At 50.4% G+C, this 22,287-nt stretch carries 18 protein-coding genes and 1 pseudogene; 5 read left to right on the forward strand and 14 right to left on the reverse strand.

Translation table 11 applies throughout. From position 1 onward, the window contains the following. Positions 1-343 precede the first annotated feature (343 nt). Complete coding sequence (locus CBW42_RS11580) at positions 344-1,588, reverse strand: IS110 family RNA-guided transposase (protein ID WP_087021665.1); 1,245 nt, start codon at positions 1,586-1,588, stop codon at positions 344-346. 310 nt (positions 1,589-1,898) lie between these two features. Between CBW42_RS11580 and CBW42_RS11585 the strand changes: the two genes are divergently transcribed. After that, complete coding sequence (locus tag CBW42_RS11585) at positions 1,899-3,560, forward strand: Na+/H+ antiporter NhaC family protein (RefSeq protein WP_087021668.1); 1,662 nt, start codon at positions 1,899-1,901, stop codon at positions 3,558-3,560. 81 nt (positions 3,561-3,641) lie between these two features. Here CBW42_RS11585 and CBW42_RS11590 read toward each other — a convergent pair whose 3' ends face one another. Beyond that, entirely contained in the window at positions 3,642-5,138 is a 1,497-nt protein-coding gene (locus CBW42_RS11590) for a DUF1846 domain-containing protein (RefSeq protein WP_087021671.1), read from the reverse strand. Between the two features lie 253 nt (positions 5,139-5,391). Between CBW42_RS11590 and CBW42_RS11595 the strand changes: the two genes are divergently transcribed. Beyond that, a complete protein-coding gene (locus CBW42_RS11595; protein ID WP_087021674.1) occupies positions 5,392-6,261 on the forward strand; it encodes an alpha/beta hydrolase in 870 nt (289 codons plus the stop codon). Positions 6,262-6,410: 149 nt separating this feature from the next. Here CBW42_RS11595 and CBW42_RS11600 read toward each other — a convergent pair whose 3' ends face one another. The 7 genes from CBW42_RS11600 to CBW42_RS11630 all read right to left on the reverse strand — a co-directional run bounded on the left by CBW42_RS11600 (position 6,411) and on the right by CBW42_RS11630 (position 15,540). Then, positions 6,411-7,451 (reverse strand): sugar ABC transporter substrate-binding protein, encoded by a 1,041-nt coding sequence (locus CBW42_RS11600; RefSeq protein ID WP_165761166.1) that lies wholly within the window; start codon positions 7,449-7,451, stop codon positions 6,411-6,413. A gap of 337 nt (positions 7,452-7,788) precedes the next feature. Further along, positions 7,789-8,724 (reverse strand): sugar phosphate isomerase/epimerase family protein, encoded by a 936-nt coding sequence (locus CBW42_RS11605; protein ID WP_087021680.1) that lies wholly within the window; start codon positions 8,722-8,724, stop codon positions 7,789-7,791. Positions 8,725-8,786: 62 nt separating this feature from the next. Then, a complete protein-coding gene (locus CBW42_RS11610) occupies positions 8,787-9,785 on the reverse strand; it encodes a sugar phosphate isomerase/epimerase family protein (RefSeq protein WP_242969869.1) in 999 nt (332 codons plus the stop codon). 93 nt (positions 9,786-9,878) lie between these two features. Continuing rightward, complete coding sequence (locus CBW42_RS11615; RefSeq protein ID WP_087021683.1) at positions 9,879-11,036, reverse strand: Gfo/Idh/MocA family protein; 1,158 nt, start codon at positions 11,034-11,036, stop codon at positions 9,879-9,881. Between the two features lie 409 nt (positions 11,037-11,445). Next, complete coding sequence (locus CBW42_RS11620; protein ID WP_087021686.1) at positions 11,446-13,107, reverse strand: solute:sodium symporter family transporter; 1,662 nt, start codon at positions 13,105-13,107, stop codon at positions 11,446-11,448. A gap of 351 nt (positions 13,108-13,458) precedes the next feature. Then, entirely contained in the window at positions 13,459-14,400 is a 942-nt protein-coding gene (locus tag CBW42_RS11625) for an AraC family transcriptional regulator (protein ID WP_165761167.1), read from the reverse strand. A 192-nt stretch (positions 14,401-14,592) separates the two neighbouring features. Next, positions 14,593-15,540 (reverse strand): AraC family transcriptional regulator, encoded by a 948-nt coding sequence (locus CBW42_RS11630; protein WP_087021691.1) that lies wholly within the window; start codon positions 15,538-15,540, stop codon positions 14,593-14,595. Between the two features lie 183 nt (positions 15,541-15,723). Here CBW42_RS11630 and CBW42_RS11635 point away from each other — a divergent pair, with 183 nt between their 5' ends. Beyond that, on the forward strand, positions 15,724-16,335 hold the full coding sequence (locus CBW42_RS11635; RefSeq protein WP_087021694.1) for a cytidylate kinase-like family protein: 612 nt from the start codon (positions 15,724-15,726) through the stop codon (positions 16,333-16,335). 101 nt (positions 16,336-16,436) lie between these two features. On the opposite strand, the pseudogene CBW42_RS11640 reads toward CBW42_RS11635, so the two are convergent. Next, positions 16,437-16,760: pseudogene (locus tag CBW42_RS11640) on the reverse strand (transposase); the annotation flags it as partial. Between the two features lie 111 nt (positions 16,761-16,871). On the opposite strand from CBW42_RS11640, the gene CBW42_RS11645 reads away from it, so the two are divergent. Then, positions 16,872-18,028, forward strand: a protein-coding gene (locus CBW42_RS11645; RefSeq protein ID WP_087021700.1) for an IS3 family transposase whose coding sequence is annotated in 2 segments (ribosomal slippage) — positions 16,872-17,136 and positions 17,136-18,028 — 1,158 coding nt in all. Because the reading frame shifts where the segments join, the coding sequence is not laid out codon by codon here. Between the two features lie 58 nt (positions 18,029-18,086). Here CBW42_RS11645 and CBW42_RS11650 read toward each other — a convergent pair. From CBW42_RS11650 to CBW42_RS11660, 3 genes are read right to left on the reverse strand one after another with little or no spacing between them, the layout of a single operon-like run. Next, on the reverse strand, positions 18,087-18,788 hold the full coding sequence (locus tag CBW42_RS11650; RefSeq protein WP_087021702.1) for a M48 family metallopeptidase: 702 nt from the start codon (positions 18,786-18,788) through the stop codon (positions 18,087-18,089). After that, entirely contained in the window at positions 18,766-19,548 is a 783-nt protein-coding gene (locus tag CBW42_RS11655; protein WP_087021705.1) for a YibE/F family protein, read from the reverse strand. The genes CBW42_RS11650 and CBW42_RS11655 overlap by 23 nt, the downstream gene beginning before the upstream one ends. Then, entirely contained in the window at positions 19,541-20,659 is a 1,119-nt protein-coding gene (locus CBW42_RS11660; protein WP_087021708.1) for a YibE/F family protein, read from the reverse strand. Before CBW42_RS11660 ends, CBW42_RS11655 begins: the two co-directional genes overlap by 8 nt. Positions 20,660-20,810: 151 nt before the next feature. Between CBW42_RS11660 and CBW42_RS11665 the strand changes: the two genes are divergently transcribed. Then, complete coding sequence (locus CBW42_RS11665) at positions 20,811-21,056, forward strand: heavy-metal-associated domain-containing protein (RefSeq protein WP_087021710.1); 246 nt, start codon at positions 20,811-20,813, stop codon at positions 21,054-21,056. Between the two features lie 107 nt (positions 21,057-21,163). Here CBW42_RS11665 and mnmA read toward each other — a convergent pair whose 3' ends face one another. After that, positions 21,164-22,237: a tRNA 2-thiouridine(34) synthase MnmA gene (mnmA, locus tag CBW42_RS11670; protein WP_242969870.1), complete on the reverse strand. Its 1,074-nt coding sequence runs from the start codon at positions 22,235-22,237 to the stop codon at positions 21,164-21,166. Positions 22,238-22,287 lie beyond the last annotated feature (50 nt).

The raw sequence follows: 22,287 nt of genomic DNA on the forward strand, positions 1-22,287 counted from the left end.
GATGAGAATTTGTCACGGGCGATACAGGTGTTGCAATGATGCGTGACACCTGCAAAGACTGCAACTGTTAAAAGTTTGTTTCATCTTGACCGATCCTGTCGAACCGTGCTATAGTATATAGATACAGAGGTGTACCGATCTGTCTCCATAATACATGGAGCAATGCCTGATCGTATTGGAAAGCATGGGTGCTTTTTGTGCTCATGCTTTGTTCTTTTTCAGGCAGCTTTGAATTTTGAGAGAGGAGAAGGTTGAAACATTGTGATTTGAGTACCATTCCGAAAAAGAGCGCACAAAACCAAGCCCCCTGAAAGCGGGCAAAAATCGAAATTATGCTTAATGTCTAAGCGGTAGGTGGAGCAGTCACCAGATAACCTTGTCGTTGGAGGATGAAGACGGCTTCTTTCACAGAAACCTCTCGGTGAGCGGGAGACAGATTAGCCTTACGATAGAGTTCAGGATTATACGGCTCATTTTTCTTGAGCATGTTGTAAATGGCAGTAAGCAGCATTCTGGCAATGGCAATAATCGCTTTCTTGTGGCCTCTGCGTTTTTTGAGAGCGAGATAGCGGTTGCGGACTTCTGGAAATTGTTTTGCGCGAATTGCATTGAGGGCGCACTGAACAAGCAGGGGCTTGATGTAGGCACCGGCGCGGCTGATTCTGGTAGTTTTCTTCTTCCCGGCGCTCTCGTTATTCTGCGGCGTAAGCCCTGCCCAGGAGCAAAGATGCTTCGAGGTGGGGAACACTGACATATCTACTCCAATTTCAGAGAGGATGCCAATCGCGGCAAAGGATTGGATACCCGGCGCCGTGATAATAAGGTTGAGTTGAGAAAGATACTTCTCAGAAGTGGCCAGAATCAAGGACTCCAGATTCAGTTTACAAAGTTCAAGGCTGTTCATGTGGGAACGGATGATGCGGAGCTTTTCAGCCTGTTCTGCACACATCTCCCCGTCCACAGCGGCAAGCACCTGTTCGTTGGTTGCTTTCATGCCTTTGGTACGGAAACCGGAAACATCCGTGATTTTCTCCGTTGGGTTTTCCAGAATCCGGGTCGTGATTGCGGAGGCAGCTTTGCCAAACACATCCGAAAACACATCGTCCAGTTTGATGTTAGAGACAGTAAGGCAGTTTTGCGCCCGGTTTTTCTCGCCAGTTGTGAAGTTGGTGAGTTTCCAGCGGTAACGAACCAAGTCCCGAAGCTGACGAATATCCGCCGGAGGGATAAAACTCCCGGCGACAAGGTCGTGCTTAAAGATGTCGGCAATCCACTTGGCGTCCCGCTTATCTGTTTTCTTGCCACGTATCGCTTTCACATACTTGGGGTGAGCGAGAACAATGCGGCAGGTGGGTTCCAGAATGTTGTAAATGGGAATCCAATACTTCCCGGTGGATTCCATGCACACATCTTTGCAGTTGTTTTCAATCAACCAAGCCGCGCACCGGCGCAAATCTCCGGTAAAGGTGGAAAACCGCTTGCTCTTGTAGGTTGTCACTCCGTGGCCATTGGTAGCGGCGATACAAGCAACTACAAAAGATTTGTGGACATCCATCCCGCAGCAGATTGGATAAACGATTTTGAGCATAACACATCCCCTCGAAATGATAATTGAGGGAACAGGCAGGGACTGGACGCTCGCTGAAAGATTGAAGTAGTCCGTCTCTCCAAAGATAAGGTTACAGGGTGCAAAACCCTACTCATTGGTGCTTGAAAGAACGTCCGGCACACATACATATTCAGTCCAGCAGAAGCTGAGCCTACTCACCTCCACGTGCTCTGTAGTGTGCATGTTCCCTCAAGTCTATTCTAACAAATTATTTCATTGCTGCGTTAGAGCCACCGCGTTTCATACCCTTTGGTGCCTTGGAGCGCAGCGGAAAGGAATGGTCATACATATGAAAAAGAAAAACATCCTGTTTCTGGTTGTTGCCGTCGGAATTGCAGCACTGCTGATTGGCTTTACCATCAATACCCCCGGCACCATCGACCCAGAGAACTATGTTCCGGCAGTCTATTCCACGCCGGGTGCGCTGTTGCCGCCGATCATCGCAATTGCACTGGCACTGATTACCAAGGAGGTCTATTCCTCCCTGTTTGTCGGCATTGTCGCAGGTGCCCTGCTGTATGCCAACGGCAATCTGGAGCTGATGCTCAACACCATGCTCTTCAATGAAGACGGCGGCATGATCTACAAACTGGCTGACAGTTGGAATGTCGGTATTCTGGTGTTCCTGGTTATCCTGGGCATTATGGTCGCGCTGATGAATCTGGTAGGCGGCTCTGCGGCCTTTGGCCAATGGGCTTCCACCCATATCAAAACCCGTGTCGGCGCACAGCTTGCCACAATGGTTCTTGGCGTACTGATCTTTGTCGATGATTATTTTAACTGCCTGACTGTTGGTTCTGTCATGCGCCCGGTCACTGACCGCTATCAGGTCTCCCGTGCGAAGCTGGCGTATCTCATTGATGCCACGGCCGCACCTGTGTGCATCATCGCGCCGGTTTCCAGCTGGGCTGCCGCTGTCACCTCTTCTGTACCGGAAGGCTCCGACATCAACGGCTTTTCCATGTTCCTGCACACAATTCCGTACAATTTCTATGCACTGGCAACTCTGCTCATGGTCGTAATCGTCATCGTTTCCAAGCTGGATTACGGCCCGATGTACCTGCACGAGAAAAATGCATTAAACGGAGACCTCTTTACCACAGAATCCCGGCCTTATGGCAACGCCGACGAGGAACCCACCAATCCAAAGGGCAAGGTCTTCGATCTGGTTTTCCCGATTGCTGTCCTGATCGCCAGCTGTATTGTCGGCATGATCTACACCGGCGGATTCTTCTCGGGCGAGAGCTTTGTAAACGCATTTGCAAATGCGGATGCCTCTATGGGTCTGGTTCTCGGCAGCATGGTCACATTGATTATTACATTCTGCTTCTACATGGTTCGCGGCGTGATGACCTTCCAGGAATTTACCAGCTGTATCCCCGAAGGCTTTAAAGCGATGGTAGCGCCCATCCTGATTCTGACCATGGCATGGACGCTGTCCGGCATGACCGGTCTGTTGGGTGCAAAGTACTATGTACACGACCTGGTGTCCGCTTCTGCCGGTGCTCTGAACATGTTCCTGCCGGCAATTATCTTCGTCGTTGCGCTGTTTCTGGCGTTCTCCACCGGTACAAGCTGGGGAACCTTTGCAATTCTGATCCCGATTGTGTGCAACGTCTTTGGCAACGGAGACACCTATGAGATGCTGGTTATCTCCATTGCAGCCTGCCTCTCCGGCGCTGTATGCGGTGACCACTGCTCCCCGATTTCCGACACCACCATCATGGCCTCAGCCGGTGCGCACTGCGATCATGTCAACCATGTGTCAACCCAGTTGCCGTATGTCATGACGGCTGCCGCGGTCTCCTTCGTTGGCTACATCATCGCGGGCATTCTGGGCTACTATTCAGAGGACTCTCTGGCTCTGGCTGCGACTCCCATCACATTGGTGCTCATGATTGCTGTTCTGTTCCTGATGCGTAAAATTCATACCAAAGACGCGGCTGAGTAACACAAAGTTACCTCTCAAGCATATAAAAAGGACGATCACTGGCGCTGTCAGTGTCGTCCTTTTTCTGTTCACAGCTTATTCTTACCGCTTGTGATACTTTCTGTCTTCCTGCTCGTATTTCGGCTCGCAGGTCAGCAGAATGCCCAGCTTTTTAAACACCTGCTCATCCACCGAGGAAAGCAGAACGGTCGAATGTGCCTGACAACCCCGCAGCTTCGGCAGCTGCTCCATCGCCAGTCTGGCAACAGGGTTGTGCGCCGCTGAGGAAGAGAGTGCAATCAAGATTTCATCCGTATGCAGTCTTGGGTTGCGGCTGCCGAGATAGTCGGTTTTCAAGCGCTGAATCGGCTCAATTGCATCAGGAGAAACCAGCTTTTTGCCGTGGTCAATGCCTGCCAGCTTCTTGAGTGCATTGAGCAGTGCCGCAGCAGATGCGCCGAGCAGGTCACTTGTGCGTCCTGTGACAATGGTACCATCCTCCAACTCAATGGCTGCCGCAGGCTGTCCATTTGTCTCCGCTTCCTTTTTCAGTGCCGCATCGACGACAAAACGATCCTTGATGCTGACACCAGCCTGTTTCATCAGCAGCTCCAGCTTAAAGCGGTCGTCGCGGGAGGCGCCGTTTTTCTTGTGCTCACACAGGCAGTTGTAATACCTGCGTATAATTTCCTGTCTGGACGCCCAGCGACAGGCATCGTCATCAATGATACATTTTCCCGCCATGTTGACGCCCATATCGGTGGGCGAGCGATACGGGCTTTTGCCTGAAATCAGCTCAAACATGGCATTGACCACCGGGAAAATTTCAATATCACGATTGTAATTAACCGTTGTGACACCGTATGCTTCCAGATGGAACGGGTCAATCATATTGACATCGTTCAGGTCAGCTGTCGCCGCTTCATAGGCCAGATTGACCGGGTGCTTGAGCGGGATATTCCAGATCGGGAATGTCTCAAATTTTGCATAACCGGCCTGAATGCCGCGCTTGTGTTCATGGTACAGCTGGGAAAGGCAGGTTGCCATCTTGCCGCTGCCCGGGCCAGGTGCCGTAATGACGACCAGCGGGCGTTCGGTCTCGATGTACTCATTCTTCCCATAGCCCTCATCGCTGACAATTCGATTTACATCGCCGGGATAGCCCGGAATTTTATAGTGGCGGTAAGAGCGAATCCCCATGCTCTCGAGCCGCTTCTGGAACAGCTCGGCGGAAGCCTGTCCCGCAAACTTGGTCAGGCAGACGCTTCCCACAAAAAGTCCGGCTTCCTGAAACACATCAATCAGCCGCAGTACGTCGAGATCATAGGTAATCCCATAATCGCCTCGCACCTTGTTTTCCTCAATATCTTCCGCACTGATGACAATGACAATTTCCGCCTGATCCTTCAATTGCAGCAGCATTTGCAGCTTGGAATCCGGCTGGAAGCCGGGCAGAACGCGCGATGCATGGTAGTCGTCGAACAGCTTGCCGCCGAATTCCAGATACAGCTTGTTTCCAAACTGTGCAATTCTGTCCCGGATATGCTGGGACTGTAGCTTCAGATATTTTTCGTTATCAAATCCGATCGTAACGAGAATCTCCTCCCCTTATTATCCGTGTTTTCTGTTTGTGTGCGTTTTCATCCGCCGGGCAGCTCTGCCGGGCGCTTCCAAAAATAGAATCAAGGTCAGTATACCACAAAAGTCGGGGAGATTCACGCCTTCCTGCTTATTTTTCACCCGAAGCAGCAAAATTTTCCCATTTCACATCCTTTGTACCAAACAGTCCATTCTGTCGCTTGCCGCACGCCGCTTTACGTGCTAAACTGAAACAAAAAGGAGCGTGATATGCATGCACTGTGAGCGAATTCCATTTCCGGGAAAGCCAAAGGTTTTTCTCGACTGTTATCTGTTGGACTCCGGCCTGCGCCTCGGGCAGGATACGGCTCGTCCCGCTGTCATGATCTGTCCGGGCGGCGGTTATGTATACCTGTCCCCGCGCGAAGCGGAACCAGTTGCCATGGCCTATGCTGCCAGAGGAATTCACGCCTTTGTTTTGAACTATTCCCTCGGCTGGGATACCGCAGGCTTTGCCCCGCTCACAGAACTGGACTGGGCAATTGCGCTCCTGCGCAGTCATGCCGCCGAATGGCACATTGATCCGCAAAAAATCCTCACCTGTGGTTTTTCCGCGGGCGGGCATCTTGCGCTTGCCGGCGGCCTGCTTGGGCAGGAACGCCCAAACGGCGTGATCCTGGGCTATCCTGCAATCGATTTCAGCAGTTCTGAAAGCGCCTTGATCCGCACCCTGTTCGATGAACAGGATGACAATGCCCCCTGGATCAGCCTCCAGACACAGGTTACACCGGATTCTCCGCCGGTCTTCCTGTTTACAACATGGGACGATGCCATGACGCGCCGCATGTCGCTGGAACTCGCCATGGCCTATGAACGCTACAACGTGCCGATGGAATGCCATATCTTCGGCAGAGGGCCTCACGGCTACAGTCTGGCCAATGCAGCCAGTGCGGACGGTTCCAGTCAGGTTGTCAGCCCGCATGTCGAGAAATGGCTGGAACTGAGCGTCGAATGGCTGTTCTCCGTCTTCGGGGAGCCTGAAATGCGCGATTATTCCACCAGCCATATCATGGATGCAATACGGGAACTGGGCATTGCGCTGCCGGATGACTCAGACGCGCGGCAGACGCTAGACAACGCATAAATATTGATACGCATAGCAAAGCGGAAACCAGACCATTGTCGAAACCGTGATAGCTGTCTACGAGCAGAAAAATGCCGCCCGGCGAAAAACTCAGCTGGGCGGCAGTCTCATTTATTCTTTTTCGATCCTCTACCAAGGAACCATTCGGCTTACATATAATCCGCTACGTTGTCCTTGTTTACCGGCTCAAACGGGATCCAAACGATGGAATCACTGTAGGATTCGCCGCTTTCATCCTTGACAAACTGCGTGTTCTCATTCGCGGGGTTTCCGTTAATCAGATTGATCGCCGCTTCAACAGCGCCAACACCCTGACCCTCCGGATTCTGGAAGACAGTCATCAGCATCTTGCCCTCCTGAACCATCTGCGCACCATCCTTGGTGCAATCGACACCGACGATCGGGATAGTAGACGGATCAACATTCGCCGCTTCACAGGCCTCAACAGCACCGCATGCCATCGAGTCGTTGTTGGAAATGATGCAGTCAAACTCCTGACCCGAAGTCAGAACCGGGCTGATCTTGTCGATTGCCTTTGCGCGGTCATATTCCGCCGCCAGCTCAACAACCGGCGTTGCGGTAATACCATTCTCCTTCAGGCCGTCCAGAACACCGGCACAACGCTTGATCTGCGAGACCTGTCCGAGTGTACCCTGAAGCAGAACATACTTAATCTCAGTCTTGCCCTGTGCCTTAAAGTACTCGGCCAGTGCATCCGCCTGATACTTACCGGCATCGGTTTCATTGGAACCGACAAATGCAACATTTTCTGCATCCAGCACGTGATAATCCGAAGGACCACGGTTGACGAATACCAGCGGCATGCCGTCTGCTGCATCTACAACCGACTGTGCAGCGTCGGAATCGACCGGATTGACAATGCAGGCCGAATCTCCACCGTTCTTTGCGGTTTCAACGAACTGAATCTGCTTCTGCGCATCGTTCTGCGCGTCCTGCGCTACGATCTTGTAGCCTCTTTCCTCACCAGCTTTGGTAGCGGCCGATTCAAGGGTAGACAGGAAGTCATCGCGCTGTGCCATAATCAGGGTCATATTTCCCGTGCTGCCGGAGCCGCCGTTCGATGCCGCGGAACCGTTGTCTGCTGTTTCTGCGCTGCCGCCGCAGCCTGCCAGACACCCTACCGTCATCACACCTGCTGCAAGCAGTGCCAGAAGCCGTTTATTTTTCATTTGTGTTACCTCCATATTTCTCTCGGTGTCATTGTTCTAAAATAACATATTTTCAAAACAAATACAGATAACCTCCTGAACGCAATGCAGCCTCCCATCGCTGCATTGCGTTCGATTATCGTCCGGGCAAAAAAGAACTGTCGAGCGCAGTTTCATTTCCGCAATTGCAAATAAAAAAGGAAGAGAGTAAAAAGGAACTGAAAATGATCTATGCTACATGCCACATGCAAGGCAAATAGCCAATATTGATTTTATTTCCTCTCCTGCCTCATGCAGGAAGCATGAGACGGGAGGAAGAAAACGAATATAACGAATATTTTGAACGGGTACTGTGTGATTAGCGTGCGAAGAACCCATAGGATTCCGGTTCCGGCTCAGTGATGCTCGGTACATTGACCAGATTATCTTCAATCATCTTGCGCGTATACGCACCATCTTCAATGGCTCTCTCCGGGAAGCCCAACGGGTTGAAGGTCGCAATGGTATCATCCTGCTCATTAAAGCCCATCTCGCGCAGCGTCTTGAAGATACGGTCAAAATCGACGTCGCCTTCGCCCAGATGGCCGATGTGCGCATGGCAGCGGACGGAGTCGTTTGCATACAGCGGAGACGGGTTGACGTTGTAGCGGAACAGCTTGGTATAATCGTAGGTATCTGCAAACAGGACATGCTTCAGATGCTTCCGGGTGTACTTCAGGTTCTTCTCAATGTCGCCCTTACCGCCGTCATAGTGGAAGGTATGCGGGATGGAATACAGATAAGCCAGTGCCGGGCTGTCATAGTAACGGATAATGTCATAGGCATCGTTGTTGTGCTCATAGAAATCGTCCGGATGTGCCTGAACGTCCAGACGCATGCCCTTGCTCTCGAGCAGCGGTACCAGTACATCCAGCGAACGCATCAGCTTTGCTTCGCGCAGCTCCGGGTTGTCGCGTCCAGGGCCAAGCTCGGTGTTGAATACCTTGACGTCCAGAATTTCTGCGATTTCAATCATTCGTTTCCAGCAGTCAATGGCATATTCGCGGACAAATTCATCCGGATCAGCCCAGCGGAAGCCAGTGGTCAGAGATGCAATCTTCAGTCCTGCATCGGCAATCGCCTTCTTATGCCACTTAACCTCATCGTTCGTTGCCTTCGGGCGCTTCCAGAAGCCCGGGAAATCCGCGTTGTACGGATTGATGTACTCATATCCGGCTCTCGCTACAGTGTCGTACTGCTCCTCGTAGGTCATTCCGGTTTCCCAGAACGCGCTTCCGTCAAATGCGATTTTCATGGTTTTTCCTCCTCAAATCAGAATTCACATTATATTCTCATATCGGTTGTCGTTGCTGTGTATCAGGAAAGCATAGTTTCCTTCAGGAACTTCGCAGACTTCTGGATTGCAACCAGATTGTTCGGCATCGACGGGTCTTCTACCTCGATGCAAACCGGACCATGGTAATCGCCCATTGCCAGCGTTGCGAAGAATTCCTTCCACCACAGGTGGTCGTGGCCATAGCCGACAGCGACATAATTCCAGACGCGGTCAACCGCCGGGCCGTTGTATGCGCCAAGCTCGAAGCACTCCAGACCCTTGATGTGGTCATTCAGGCGGGTGTCCTTTCCATGTACGTGATAGATTGCCTTCTCTTCACACAGCTTGCGTGCAATCATCATCGGGTCGCCGCCCATAAAGAACAGATGGCTCGGGTCGAGGTTCAGTCCGATAATATCGCCGACTGCGTTTCTCAGATGCATCAGTGTGCTGACATTGAATACCATGTTCATCGGGTGGTTTTCCAGCGCAATGGTCTTGACGCCGCATTTCTTAGCCAGATCGGCAGCCTTGCTCCAGAAATCGATCGTGACATCCCACTGGTATTTCAGTACATCCATCATTTCCGGCGGGTATGTGTGCAGTACCCAGTTCAGGGTTTCATCATTCGGGCTGCCTGCCGGAAGGCCGGACTGTGAAACGACATGCTCAACACCCAGCAGTTCTGCCAGTCGGAATGTGTTCATGACATCCGGCGCATGGCTTGCCCACCGCTCACCCGGGCCGATTGCGTTTGCAGAGCAGTTCAATGCTGCAATTTTCAGGCCGCGGCTCTCGATGGCATTTAAATACTCTTTGCGTGCCTCTGCACTGTGCAGCAGCTTCTCCATGTCCAGATGCGGTGCGCAGGAATAGCCGCCGGTACCGAGCTCCAGCACCTCGATGCCCATCTCACAGGCTGTGTCGAGTACCTGTTCAAACGGCATGTCTGGCAGGCCGTCGGTAAACAGGCCAAGTTTCATCGGGTTCGGGTTAAACGATGCAACCGGCATATCAAAATCTTTCGGATTGATGCTCATAAGAATTCTCCTTGACTCCTCTATTTGGCTCTCTCCGTCAACGCAGTCCGCGTTGACGGAGGAATTTTCTTGCTTGTTGATATACTTGGAATGTTAAAAATCAATCCATGCGCCGCCCTGATCGCCGGACTGTGCGCATTTCTCGACCCACTTGACACCCAGAACGCCTGCATGGATGTCCGGATACCAGAAGTCGATTTCTTCGCCCTTCTCGTTTTTATCGATTGCTTTTGCGAAACGGGTATACAGATTGCTCCAGGACTCGAACAGACCTTCCGGATGTCCGCCGCCGATGCGGTCATCTGCGACAGCTTCCGGATACAGATAGCCTGCGCCGCGCTGCATGACACTCTGCGGCTTGCCCTGTACTTCATATGCCAGCTGATTCGGATGCTCAACATCCCATGCAATCGAAGCCTTTTCACCGACGATACGGAAGCGTGCACCGAACTCAGAACCCGCGTTGACACAGCTCGACCAGATGTAACCGACAGCGCCGTTGTCATATTCCATAATGGTCATCGCATTGTCCTCCAACTGGCGGCCCTCTACGAACGACTGCTTGGAGCACATCAGGCGCTTGATGTTCATATCCGGCATCATTGCCTCAGACAGGTAAACCATATGGGTGCCGACATCGCCGAGGACGTAAGCCGGACCTGCCTTCTTCGGATCAACGCGCCATGCGGTCGAACCGGACTTCTTTTCAACTGCTACGTTGTGTGCGCCGTGTGCAAACTGCATGTTTACGATGCGGATTTTGCCGAGGTCGCCGCGTGCAATCATCTGACGCGCCTGCTCAATCATCTGATGGCCGCAGTAGCCATAAGAGATGAACATAACCTTGCCGGTCTTTTTTACCAGAGCTTCCAGTTCCTCTGCCTCTTCCGTCGTGAAGCACAGCGGCTTCTCACAGTAAACATGCAGACCGGCCTCCAGCGCAGCCTTTGCGATTTCAAAATGTGTGAAATTCGGGGTGGCAATCGAAACAGCCTGGACGCCGTCCGGACGCTTTGCTTCTTCCTCAATCAGGGTCTTGTAATCCGGATAGCAGCGATCCGGATCGACATGGCAGTTGATACCGAAGTCCTTGCCGCGCTCCGGGTCGACGTCGAACGCACCCGCAACCAGTTCAAAGTTTGCATCGCGCAGTGCTGCGGAGCGATGGATATAACCGATCTGGCTTCCTCTGCCGCCGCCAATCATTGCCCAGCGAATCGGCTGATCTACAATTTTTTCACCGTTAATCATGATAAATTCTCCTATCTTAAATATTTTATTGTGTCGCTGTAGGTGTTTTTCCTTTGTTGAGTCTATTATATTCAGAATGCCGTGCAACATCGAGAACAGAAAAATTCAATTTTAGCACGAAATAACGATATTCCTTTCTTTCGGCAATCTGCTGTTATTTCCACGAATTATTTATGCACTCTGCTATTGATACCATATTTACCCGTGTTTTTATGTGTATTTTATACAATTCCTATTTTTGAACTGTCTGATATAGCACGAATTTCGTTTGAGTTCTCCAGATATCACTCAAAATAGCACAAAAAGCTGCCACCAGATTGGAGCGTCTGATGGCAGCTTTTCTTTTGGGCGGAGAGGGAGAGTATATCATCTCCGCCGCTATGGAGAAGTTGTAATGATATAAGCGCAGTTATGCTGCAATGCCAATCGGCGAGAAGAAGATATACAACGCGATGGCAAGCACGATACCGGCAAGGCAGACAATGTGGCGGTATTTCCACGGCGTCATGTCAACGGTTCCGGTTGCAGGCGGATTCCACTCTTCTTTCTTGCTCGTATGATTCAAAATTGCATAGAATGCAACCTCAAGGACAAACAGGACAGCCATTGCATACAGGTAATGGATCGGCTCTCCATTGGTCGGATAGGTCGGGGCGACAATCAGGAAGATCGCATAAACTACAAGATGGAATACAGTGACAACCTTCGGTGTCCAGTTGGGTACACGCTTGAAGAAGACGGCACCCATGATGGTGGTCAGAATCGGCAGGCCGAGGAACTGCATCATGGAGTTCAGGAAGGTAGTAATACCATTTGCATAAGCAACAAACGGGGAAATTGCAATCGAGACGACTGCGACCAGCGTGCCAAAGCGCTTGGCGATTTTGACATAATACACCTCCGGCTGATCCGGCTTGACAACCGCCTTGACGATATCCAGAGCGAACATGGTGGACGCAGAGTTCAGTACCGAGTTAAACGAGGACAGGATCGCACCGAACAGGACAGCAGCGAAAAATCCCAGAATCGGCTTCGGGATCACCGCAGCGATCAATGCCGGATATGCGACGTCGATGGCATTGCTGCCTGCCGCTGCAATCGTGTCCTGAATGGACGGCAGGAAGTATGCGATAACGCCCGGCAGAACCAAATAGAAGAAACCGATGGACTTCAGGAATCCACAGTAAATCGCTCCCTTCTGGCCTTCTGCCAGAGACTTAGCTGCCAGTGTACGCTGTACGAACGACTGATGGGTGCACCATGCAAACAGGTTATAGAAGAACATGCCGGTGAAGATCAGCGGCCACGGGAGAGCCGGCTGCGACGCATCCCAGGATGCCCAGGCATTCAGCTTGGCCGGTTCGGTATGAACCATATACATAAATCCATCGATAATACCGCTTCCGCCGGTCTCTTTGGCCAGCATGGCCAGTCCGAGGAACGGAACCAACAGACCGCCAATCAGCAGGCCAATGCCGTTGATGGTGTCGGATACGGCAACTGCCTTCAGACCTCCGAAAATTGCATAGCAGGCACCGATGACACCAATGATAACGCAGAGGATAGCAACCGATGCAAACCGGCTGATGTTGAGCGCACCGGAAAAGTCGAAGATTCTCTCAAAGGCTACTGCACCGGAATACAGGATAACCGGCAGATTCAGAATGGAGTACATAATAACGGTAAGTACCGAGAAAATCAACCGGGTGGTTCGATCAAATCGGGCCTCCATCAGCTCCGGCATGGTCGTAACGCCGTATTTCAGATACGTCGGCAGGAAAAAGTATGCCAGTGCGAGCAGCGTGAACAGAGAACCGACCTCGAATGCCATCGGGCTCATATTGGTCGCCCATCCCTGGCCATTGGTGCCGACTAGCTGTTCTGCTGACAGGTTGGTTAACAACAGTGATCCGGCAATGACCAAACCCGGAAGGCCGCGTCCTGCAAGGAAGTAGCCGTCATTGGTATCCAGCTGATCTCCGCGTGTTTTGACTGCTGAAATAACGGCAACCAAAGCGGTGAAAAACAGGAAGGTAATGACAACCCAGATCATGGAATTGAAAAAGCTCATGGTATCTCTCCTTTTTCATCAGTATATCGCATGCCCTGTATGGCACAGGCACGCGAATGATATTGCAAAGCGCATGCATTCGGCCGGTTCGTTTGCTTTGTGAGTTTATTATATTCATTTTGTTTTGTAACATCGAGAACAGAATATCTTAAATTTAGCACAAATTTCAGATCCTCGCCTTTTTTGTCAAAACGACGTTTTTACAGCAATTATTTTGTATATATTGCTAAAATCAACCGCATCTCCGCCCATCTATTCGGATTTCGCACAAAACCATGCTGATATTATGAATCCTAGCACAAAAAACCTGCCGAGAGGTTTTTTCCTCCCGGCAGGTTACATTCGATGGGGTTACATTTTGCTCGGCGCGCAGCCCATGATCTTTTTGAACAGCCGCGAAAAATAGTTGAGGTCATAGATGCCGACGCGTTCCGCCGCTTCGCGGATCGGCATGTTATCCCTCTGTATGTACTCACAGGCACGGACAATGCGCAGGCGGTTGACATAGGTGATCGGAGAAAATCCCGTGATGTCCTTGAAGATCTTTCGGAAATAGTTGGGGCTGAAGGAATACTCCCGTGCGATTTCATTGAAATCCAACGTTTCGTCCAGATGCTCTTCAATCAGCATCAGAACATCTGCCACAGCTTTCTGGTTGGACTTCGAGCACACCGCATACATCTGGTTCTGGCGTCCCATCGCCTTCGTCACCTCCAGCAGGAAAACCTCCAGATATTTCTGTTTCATCAGCAGACTGATGTGCTCCGTGGATTCCTGTGCGTCGACGCCATGCTGCAAAACCGACTTGACAAATGGGATCTCCATCGGGTTCAGATGCACAACTCCCTGTTTGCTGCTGTTCAGCTCATAGCCAATGCGCAGTTGTCCATGATGGTAGTATGTCTCCCGTTCGGTCAGAAGTGTCTTTTCCTCGCAGGAATTTGCGTCTTCTTCCAATCCGGTGTCCTCTGCAAATGCCTCATACCCCCGCAATGCGTGTACCACACGTTCATCCAGCGATTCCAGCAGAAACTGACAGTTGTAAATTAACGTCTGCCCACTCAGGGAAAAGCCATGTACGCGGTGCGCCGCGACAATCACGACATCACCCTGTATCAATAACGTCTCTGTGCTGTTGTACATATGTCGGCATGAACCCTGTCCGACGAATAAAAGCTCATAATATTCATGCCGGTGCATATCGACAGAACGGGAGTCTGTCCAGCGCTCGAATGAAATATTGGAGCCGTCTCTGGAATACATGTCGAAATACGGATATACGCTTTTATCCATTTTCTTTCCATCCATTTCGGTTCTATGATCCGATGGTCTATACATCTTTTTTCTATTATAGCGTGGTTTTCATTGTATCATCGAGAACAAAACATTCCGCTTTTAGCACAGAATTATGATATTTGCGTATTTTTTTACACTTTCAGGCACAAAAAATGCCGGAGGCGGTTTCGTCCTCCGGCTACGGTCGTATTATATCCTGCTCGGTGAGCATCCCATGATCTTTTTAAACAGTCGGGAAAAGTAATTAAAATCGTAAATCCCGACCTGCTCCGCCGCCTCGCGGATGGTCATTTTATCCTTCTGCATGTATTCGCAGGCGCGCAGGATGCGCAGGCGGTTGAGATAGGAAACCGGTGACAACCCTGTGATTTCCTTGAATATTTTCCGGAAATGATTCGGGCTGAAACAATAGTTCTGCGCGACCTCATTGAAATCCAGTGCTTCATCCAGATGCTCCTCCATGTACATCAGAACCTCTGCGATTGCCTTTTGATTGGACTTCGAGCACACATGATATTTCTCATTCTGACGCGCCATTGCTTTTTTCAGCTCGAGCAAAATAACCTCCAGATATTTCTGCTTCATCAGCACACCCAGTCCGTCAGGATTTTCCTGCTCCTCAATGCCATGCTGTAAAACCAGATTGACAAAGGAAAATTCCATCGGACTCAGGTGAATCACGCCCTGCTTGCTGTTGTTCAGCTCATAGCCGACATGAAGCTGGCTGTCCTGATAAAATCTTTCCCGTTCGTTCAGTCGATCCTGCCAGGTGCGGACATCTTCATGGAGAGAAAGATCCGGCACATGTAAAAATGGTTCGCCCGCCCGCAGCTCTTCTGCAACCTTCGCTTCCAGTGCATCCAGCTGGAATTGACAGTTATAAATCACAGTCTCCCCATGCAGTGAGAATCCATGTGGCTGGTGCTCCGTCACAATGACTGCGTCGCCCTGAATCAGCAACGTCTCTGTCCCGTTGTACATGTGGCGGCACGAGCCGCGTCCGACAAAGAGCAGCTCATAATATCCATGCTGATGCATGCCCACAGACCGGCAGTCTGTCCAGCATTCAAACGCAATATTTGAGCCATCCCTGGAATACATGTCAAAATAAGGATATTCCGCCGATTCTTTTTTCATAGTTCCACTCCAATTTAAACAACAGGCCGCTTCAAATTATGCCATCTATTATAACACCGCACCGCATCTTTTGTCCATCGCCGGAGCCTACTGCCTGAATCTGAATAAGAAAGGAATAAATGTTAAATCTAACGCCAGTGTAGCACATTTTATAGTATAATAAAAAAGAAAGAAGGTGCTGCTATGAAGAATCGAATGCTTATCACCATCAGCCGACAATTTGGAAGCGGTGGACGTGAAATCGGTGGACTGCTGGCCAAAGAGCTGGAGCTGCCACTGTTCGACAAAGACGCAATTGCACAGGCCATGAGGGATTATGGCATTTATGCACGCATTATGAGCGAAGAACGCCCCTCCCCTACCAACAGCCTGCTGTTTTCTATCGCAGCAAATATGTATCCACTCGGACAGCATGGGTTGTCATTTGAACAGCAGGTCGGCCTTGCGGAAGAGGAAACCATGCGCAATCTGGCAAAGGAAGGACCGTGCGTGTTTATTGGGCGCGCCGCTGATGCAGTTTTTGTCGATGACCCTGGACGCATCAGCTTTTTCATTCATGCACCGCTACAGTGGCGGGCAGTGCGTGTGGCGCAGCAATATCATCTGAGTGAATCCAAGGCAAAGAGCCTGACACAGCAGATGGACAAAAAGCGTGCATCCTATTATACAGAACGCACAGACAACAAATGGGCAGAGGCACAAACCTATCACCTCTCGATTGACAGCAGCCTGTTGGGCACCGAAGGAACCGTGCAGCAGATGCTTTCTTTTGTCCGTGCCGTACAGGACAGATAGCTTCATATGTATCTAAAAAGCGGAATGATGGCGAAATAAAACCGTTGAGGTGACCCCTCAAAGTTAGACTTTTTTCGAGACGGCTTTGGCCGTCTCGTTTTTTATGCAGCTAAAAGATGGAGCCTATATTGGACAGGACTCCTCCATCCTAACTTTTCTTTGATTCTTCGCTCATTGTAATATTTTATAAATCGTTCTATTTCAAATTTTAATTCATCAAAGCTATAGTAAACAACACCATAGTATATCTCTTGTTTAAGCAATCCAAAGAAGTTTTCCATTACAGAGTTATCAAGACAATTTCCTTTTCTAGACATACTCTGAAATATTCGTTCTGATTTTAATCTGTGTGAATATGCCTTCATCTGGTAAGCCCAACCTTGATCAGAATGAAAGGTTCTTCTGTACGGACAATCAGAAGTGATTTCTATGCATTTTTCTAAAGCATCCATTACATTCTTTGCAGAAGGTGTTGTGATATAATATAGTTGTAACACCTCGACCTAATAGGATATAATCTTAGGAGGAAACGAGGTATGTCACAAATGAGTAAACACTATGAACCAGAATTCAAGAAGAAGATAGTTCGTCTTCATCTTGAGGAGGGAAGAACCCTCAAAGGGCTTGCTGCCGAATATGGTGTATCCAAGGCAAGTATATCTATCTGGATCAAGCAGTTCCGCAAAGAATGCCAAACAAATGGAGAAGCCAAAGCTGATTATGATTACATGAAGGAGAATCTGCAATTGAAAAAGCAGTTGGCAGAACTTCAGAAGGAAAATGACTTCCTAAAAAAAACGGCGGCATTCTTTGCGAAGGAAATCGATTAGCGGCTTATCGATTTATTCAGCAGTATGGGCACAAATATGGTGTCCGTTGGTTGTTGAAAAGACTGAATATCTTACCAAATGCTTATTATAATTTTCTGAAAAACAGAAAATGTGATTATCATAAGCATAAGGACAAAATCAAGCGTGAAATTGTGAATATATACCACTCTCACAACGGCACAGATGGTTACAGAACCATGCATGCTTATCTCCTTCGCAGAGGATATAACATCAGTCGCATAACTGTCCATAAATACATGAATACAGAGCTTCAGTTATTCTCAATTGTAAGGAAACGCAAGCCGGACTATGAATACGGTGCACCTCATAAAGTGTTTGAGAATAAGCTCCATCAGGATTTTAAGGCAGAATCCATTAACCAGAAATGGTGCACTGATTTTACCTGTTTATTTTTAACGAATGGCAGCAAACGTTATAATTGCACGATTATTGATCTATATGACAGAAGCGTTATTGCCAGCATTACCGACAAACACATAACCGCAGAGCTTGCAAAAAGGACCCTGCAGAAAGCAATTGATTCCCAGCCGGGCTTAGATCCCAGCTGCCTGATTCTTCACTCGGATCAGGGAAGCCAGTATACCTCAAAGGAATTCACAGAATACTGCGAATCAGTTGGTATAACGCAAAGTATGAGCAAGGCTGGATATCCATACGATAATGCCCCTATGGAGCGATATTACAACACTCTCAAGAATGAATTGATAAATCATCATTACTATCATTCTGAGAAAGAATTATATACATCCATCGAAGAATTTGCGTATGTCCATTATAACCATGAACGACCGCATTCTTATAATAATTACAAAACGCCTTTCGAGGCACGCTACGGGGCGTAAAACCTATGCAGTAAAAATCAGGTCAAAGTGTTACAAAAAAGCTTGACCACAACACACGTCATTCTGCTTTTTCTTTTTGATTTAGGCGCGCCCGGCGCTCCGGCCAGTCCGGTAGGAATTTCGTCATGAGCTTCCAAAACCGTTCACTGTGGCTCGCCTCCAGCAGATGGCACAGCTCATGCACCACGACATATTCCACGCATTCCAGCGGCCGCTCTGCCAACGCGAGATTCAGCCAGATGCGGTGCGCGCTGTAATTACAGGTGCCCCATCTGGTTTTCATACGTTTGATGTGCCATTCTCTCACCTGTACGTGCATCACCGGCGCCCAGTGTGCGAGCAAATCGCCCGCCACCTCGCGCAATTGTTCCCGCTGCCAGCGCCAAACCAGCTGTTCGCGCTGTTCACAGGTGCTTTTGACGGATGCCGTCAGCACAAGGCAATTCCCTGTTCGCCGCACACCGCAATCCCGTCGTGTTTCCGTCTCGTGCACCTCCAGTGAGCAGGGCTCCCCGAATACAAATATCTGTTCGCCGGTCTCATACCGGCGCGGGACATGCCGCGCACGCACAAGGCGTTGTTGTCTGACAATCCAATCCATGTGTGCGTGTACAAATACGCGCACCGCCCGGTCACTGGTATGTGCCGGAACAGACAGATGCACGCGCCCGTCCGGCGCCTTGACATACAGGTTCAATGATTTGATGTTCTTGCGGACAACCGTGACGGAAATCCCGTCAATTTCCATTTGCTTTGTCATCCAACCTGCCTTCCTTCCGTTTGAGTTCCACCGTCATGGCAAACGCTGCAAGCGGAATTGCCGCAATGCAGCCCAGTCCTGCCACACCGGAAAACAGGAAAACCTGATACAACGCCTTGGAGTTGAGAAAATACCCGAAAGAATAGCCCCAGTAGCACACGATGTGAAACAACAGCAGCGATTCTCCCACACAGGAGAAAAACAACGTATTGATTGTAGTGGATAGGATTTCCCTGCCGATGTTGAGCCCGGAGGCAAACAGCTGTGACGACAGCAACGTCGGATTGTTTCGATGCACCTCATAGACGGCCGACGTCACCGCGACAGCGGCATCCTTTACCGCGCCCAGCAGTCCGAGCAGGATCACGCCAATTTCAACCTGATACATGGACAGGCTGACATTTCCGTCAAGGAACAGGCCGTCATCGAGGTTAATCTTCACTTCGCTGTAGCCGCCCGCATGTCCTGCGCGGCACAGCAGCAAGCCAGTGACAAATGTCACCAGCAAAACTACGAGAATGACCAGAAACGAGACACGCGTTTTCAGATTGTTCCCATTTTGATAGAACAAAATCAGAACAGTCAGCAGAATACCCGCCGCCGCACTGACCGCCAATGGATTCGCACCATATACAATAGCGAGGACAACTCCCGCTAAGACAGCCATATTCATCAGAATGGTCAAAAATGCCTGCAAACCGCGGTCATGCCCAATGAGAAACATAAGCGCCAACAGGATAATGCCCAATATCTTAACCATGCTGCGCCCCCTTCCGTCGATTTGTCCAGAGCTTCAGCACCAGCTGGGAAATCGGCACAGCAAGCACCAGACCGATGGAACCGACCAGAAAACGCACCAGCTCAAATGACAGCACATATTCCCAGACGAAAGATACGGTCAGATTGTTGCGCAGCATAAGCAGCATTTCCGGCAGTCCACCACAAATATAGGTGAAAAACAGGACATTGACCATCGTGCCCATGATATCGTCGGATACCGCACGCACCGAATCGCGCAGCTGTTCATAGGAAAGATCCGGATTGTGCATCAACAGCTCATCTGCTGTGGAAATCAGCGAAATGGCGACATCCATGACCGCGCCCAAACCACCGACCATGATTTCGCAGAAGAACAGCGCGCTCAGGTCATCCGGTACAACAGCATATTCCAGCATCTGATATTGCAGTGCAGGTGTGTAGGCGCGAACAACCAGAAAAATCCCTGCTGTGGCAGCAATCGACAGCAGCGTGACCGCAATGGCGAGCACTGAGCGCCGGTTCCAGCCGTTTGCGATAAGCAGGGAAAGTATGGTGAACAACAAAATGAGGACGCCTGTCAGTGCAAAAATATTCCAGCCATCCAGATAGCAGCGCAACGCGATGGTCAGCAGCGCGATATTAAACAGCAAAGACAGGGTTGCGAGCAGACCGGAGGCACCCGCGACCGCAAGCATGCCGAGCAGCAATGCCGCCGCAAGCAGATAAATCAGCGTGTCACGCTTCTGACCAATGATTTTTCCGATTTCCCCATTGCCGCCCGGTTCGACAAACAGTTTATCGCCAACCCGATAGCATTCATCACGCACGCCGGAATCGGTGTACTGGTTAGACAGCCGGATGGTTTCCCCTGCCCGTGTGCCATTTGTGAGCCGCGCGGCAATCGTCTGTACATAATAGTTTTCATTTCCGATGCTCACGCCGCTCTGTGTCTCGGTGTGTTCGGTCTGGATTTCTGTAATGACCGCAATGGTACTGGTATACCATGCATCGTCGTGATCGACAACAACATAGCCGGCCACAGCGCACAGAAAAAGGATTGTCAGCAGGATCGCCTGTCTGCGCTGCGAAGCCGACGCATTTGGCCGCGCCAACGCCCGGCTGCCCGGAATTTTCGTAACAATTCCTCCTCAAATCAGTGTTAATCTGTTTTTATTCTATGGTCTTCCCTATCAAATGTCAAGGCATGTCCTGCCGGTATAAAACAATATCCTGCCGTTCATACTTTCCGTGAGGTGATTTCAGATGTCAAAAAACAGTGCCTATTTCTCCGTTTCCTCCCTGAACGGAATGCATGACCTGAAGCGCATCCGGCAGGAGATCGACCGGACATGCGATGGTGTTCTTTCTGTTGCCGTCGGTCTCGACCGCAATGTGGTTACGATTGATTTCGATGACACCGGCGTAACCCCACAGAAGCTGCGCGACTGTCTGACCAATATGGGAATGCATGTCACCGGTGCACGCATCGAATACCATTCGATGCAATAAGGGCAGGACAGACGGCAAAAAGAAAGCCGAGTCATTGCCCGGCTGAACCAGCTGTCCCCTGTTGCCGCATGCGCCCGGCACAGGGGACAGTTTCTTTCTCTTTCGCGTTAAAATGCAATTGTTCCGCCGCCGATGACAACATCGCCGTCATACCATACAGTCGCCTGTCCCGGCGAAATGGCACGCTGTGGCTGGTCAAATTCTACTATAACCCGTCCAGTCTCACTCGGGAACAGCATGGCAGGCTGTCCCTCCTGACCATAGCGAATTTTTGCCTGTACACGCATTGGTCTGGTCAACTGCTCCACAGCAATCCAGTTGCAATCCTCCGCTGTCAGGCGGCGGGAAAACAGTGCCTCCTTTGTGCCGATGGTCACAGTATTGTGTGCCGCATCCTTGGCGCAGACATAATGTGGCTCAGGAAAGGCAAAGCCCAGTCCCTTGCGCTGTCCGACCGTATAATGCACCAGCCCGCGGTGCGTACCGATGCAGTTCCCCTCCGCATCGAGAAACGCACCCGGCTCAGGGGGATTTCCTGTCGTACGCTGAATAAATGCAGCATAATCGCCATCCGGCACAAAGCAGATATCCTGACTGTCCGGCTTGTCGGCATTGCGCAGCGAGGCGCGTTCTGCCAGCGCGCGTGTCTGCTGCTTCGTCAGTTCACCCAGCGGAAATTTGACGCGCGCCAGCTGCTGCTGTGTCATACTGTACAGCACATAGCTCTGATCCTTATGCTGGTCGCATGCCGTTTTGAGCAGGATGCGTTCGCATGCGTGATCGTATTCGATGCGCGCATAATGCCCGGTTGCAATGCGCCAACAGCCAACATCCCCCGCACGGCGCAGAAGCGCATCGAATTTGACATATCGATTGCAGTCGATGCACGGATTTGGCGTCTGGCCACAGGCATATCCCGCAATGAACCGATCAATGACCTGCCGGTGGAACGTATCTCCCATATTGAATACATAGTGCTCAATGCCCAGTCGGCTGCACACGCTGCGCGCGTCCGAAATATCGTCCGCAGAACAGCATGAGCGCGTGGATTTTCCCAAATCGCCCTGATCGTACAGCGCCATTGTCACACCCGCGACATCATAGCCCTGTTCCAGCAGCAACAGCGCGCTTGCCGAGCTATCCACACCGCCGCTCATGGCAGCGAGTATTTTTTCCTTCAATTTGCACACTCCCTCAGAGAAACAGCCCTGCCTTTGTCAAAAAAGCAGAG

This window comes from Butyricicoccus porcorum, assembly GCF_002157465.1.
In the GTDB taxonomy this organism is placed as follows: Bacteria; Bacillota; Clostridia; order Oscillospirales; family Butyricicoccaceae; genus Butyricicoccus_A; species Butyricicoccus_A porcorum.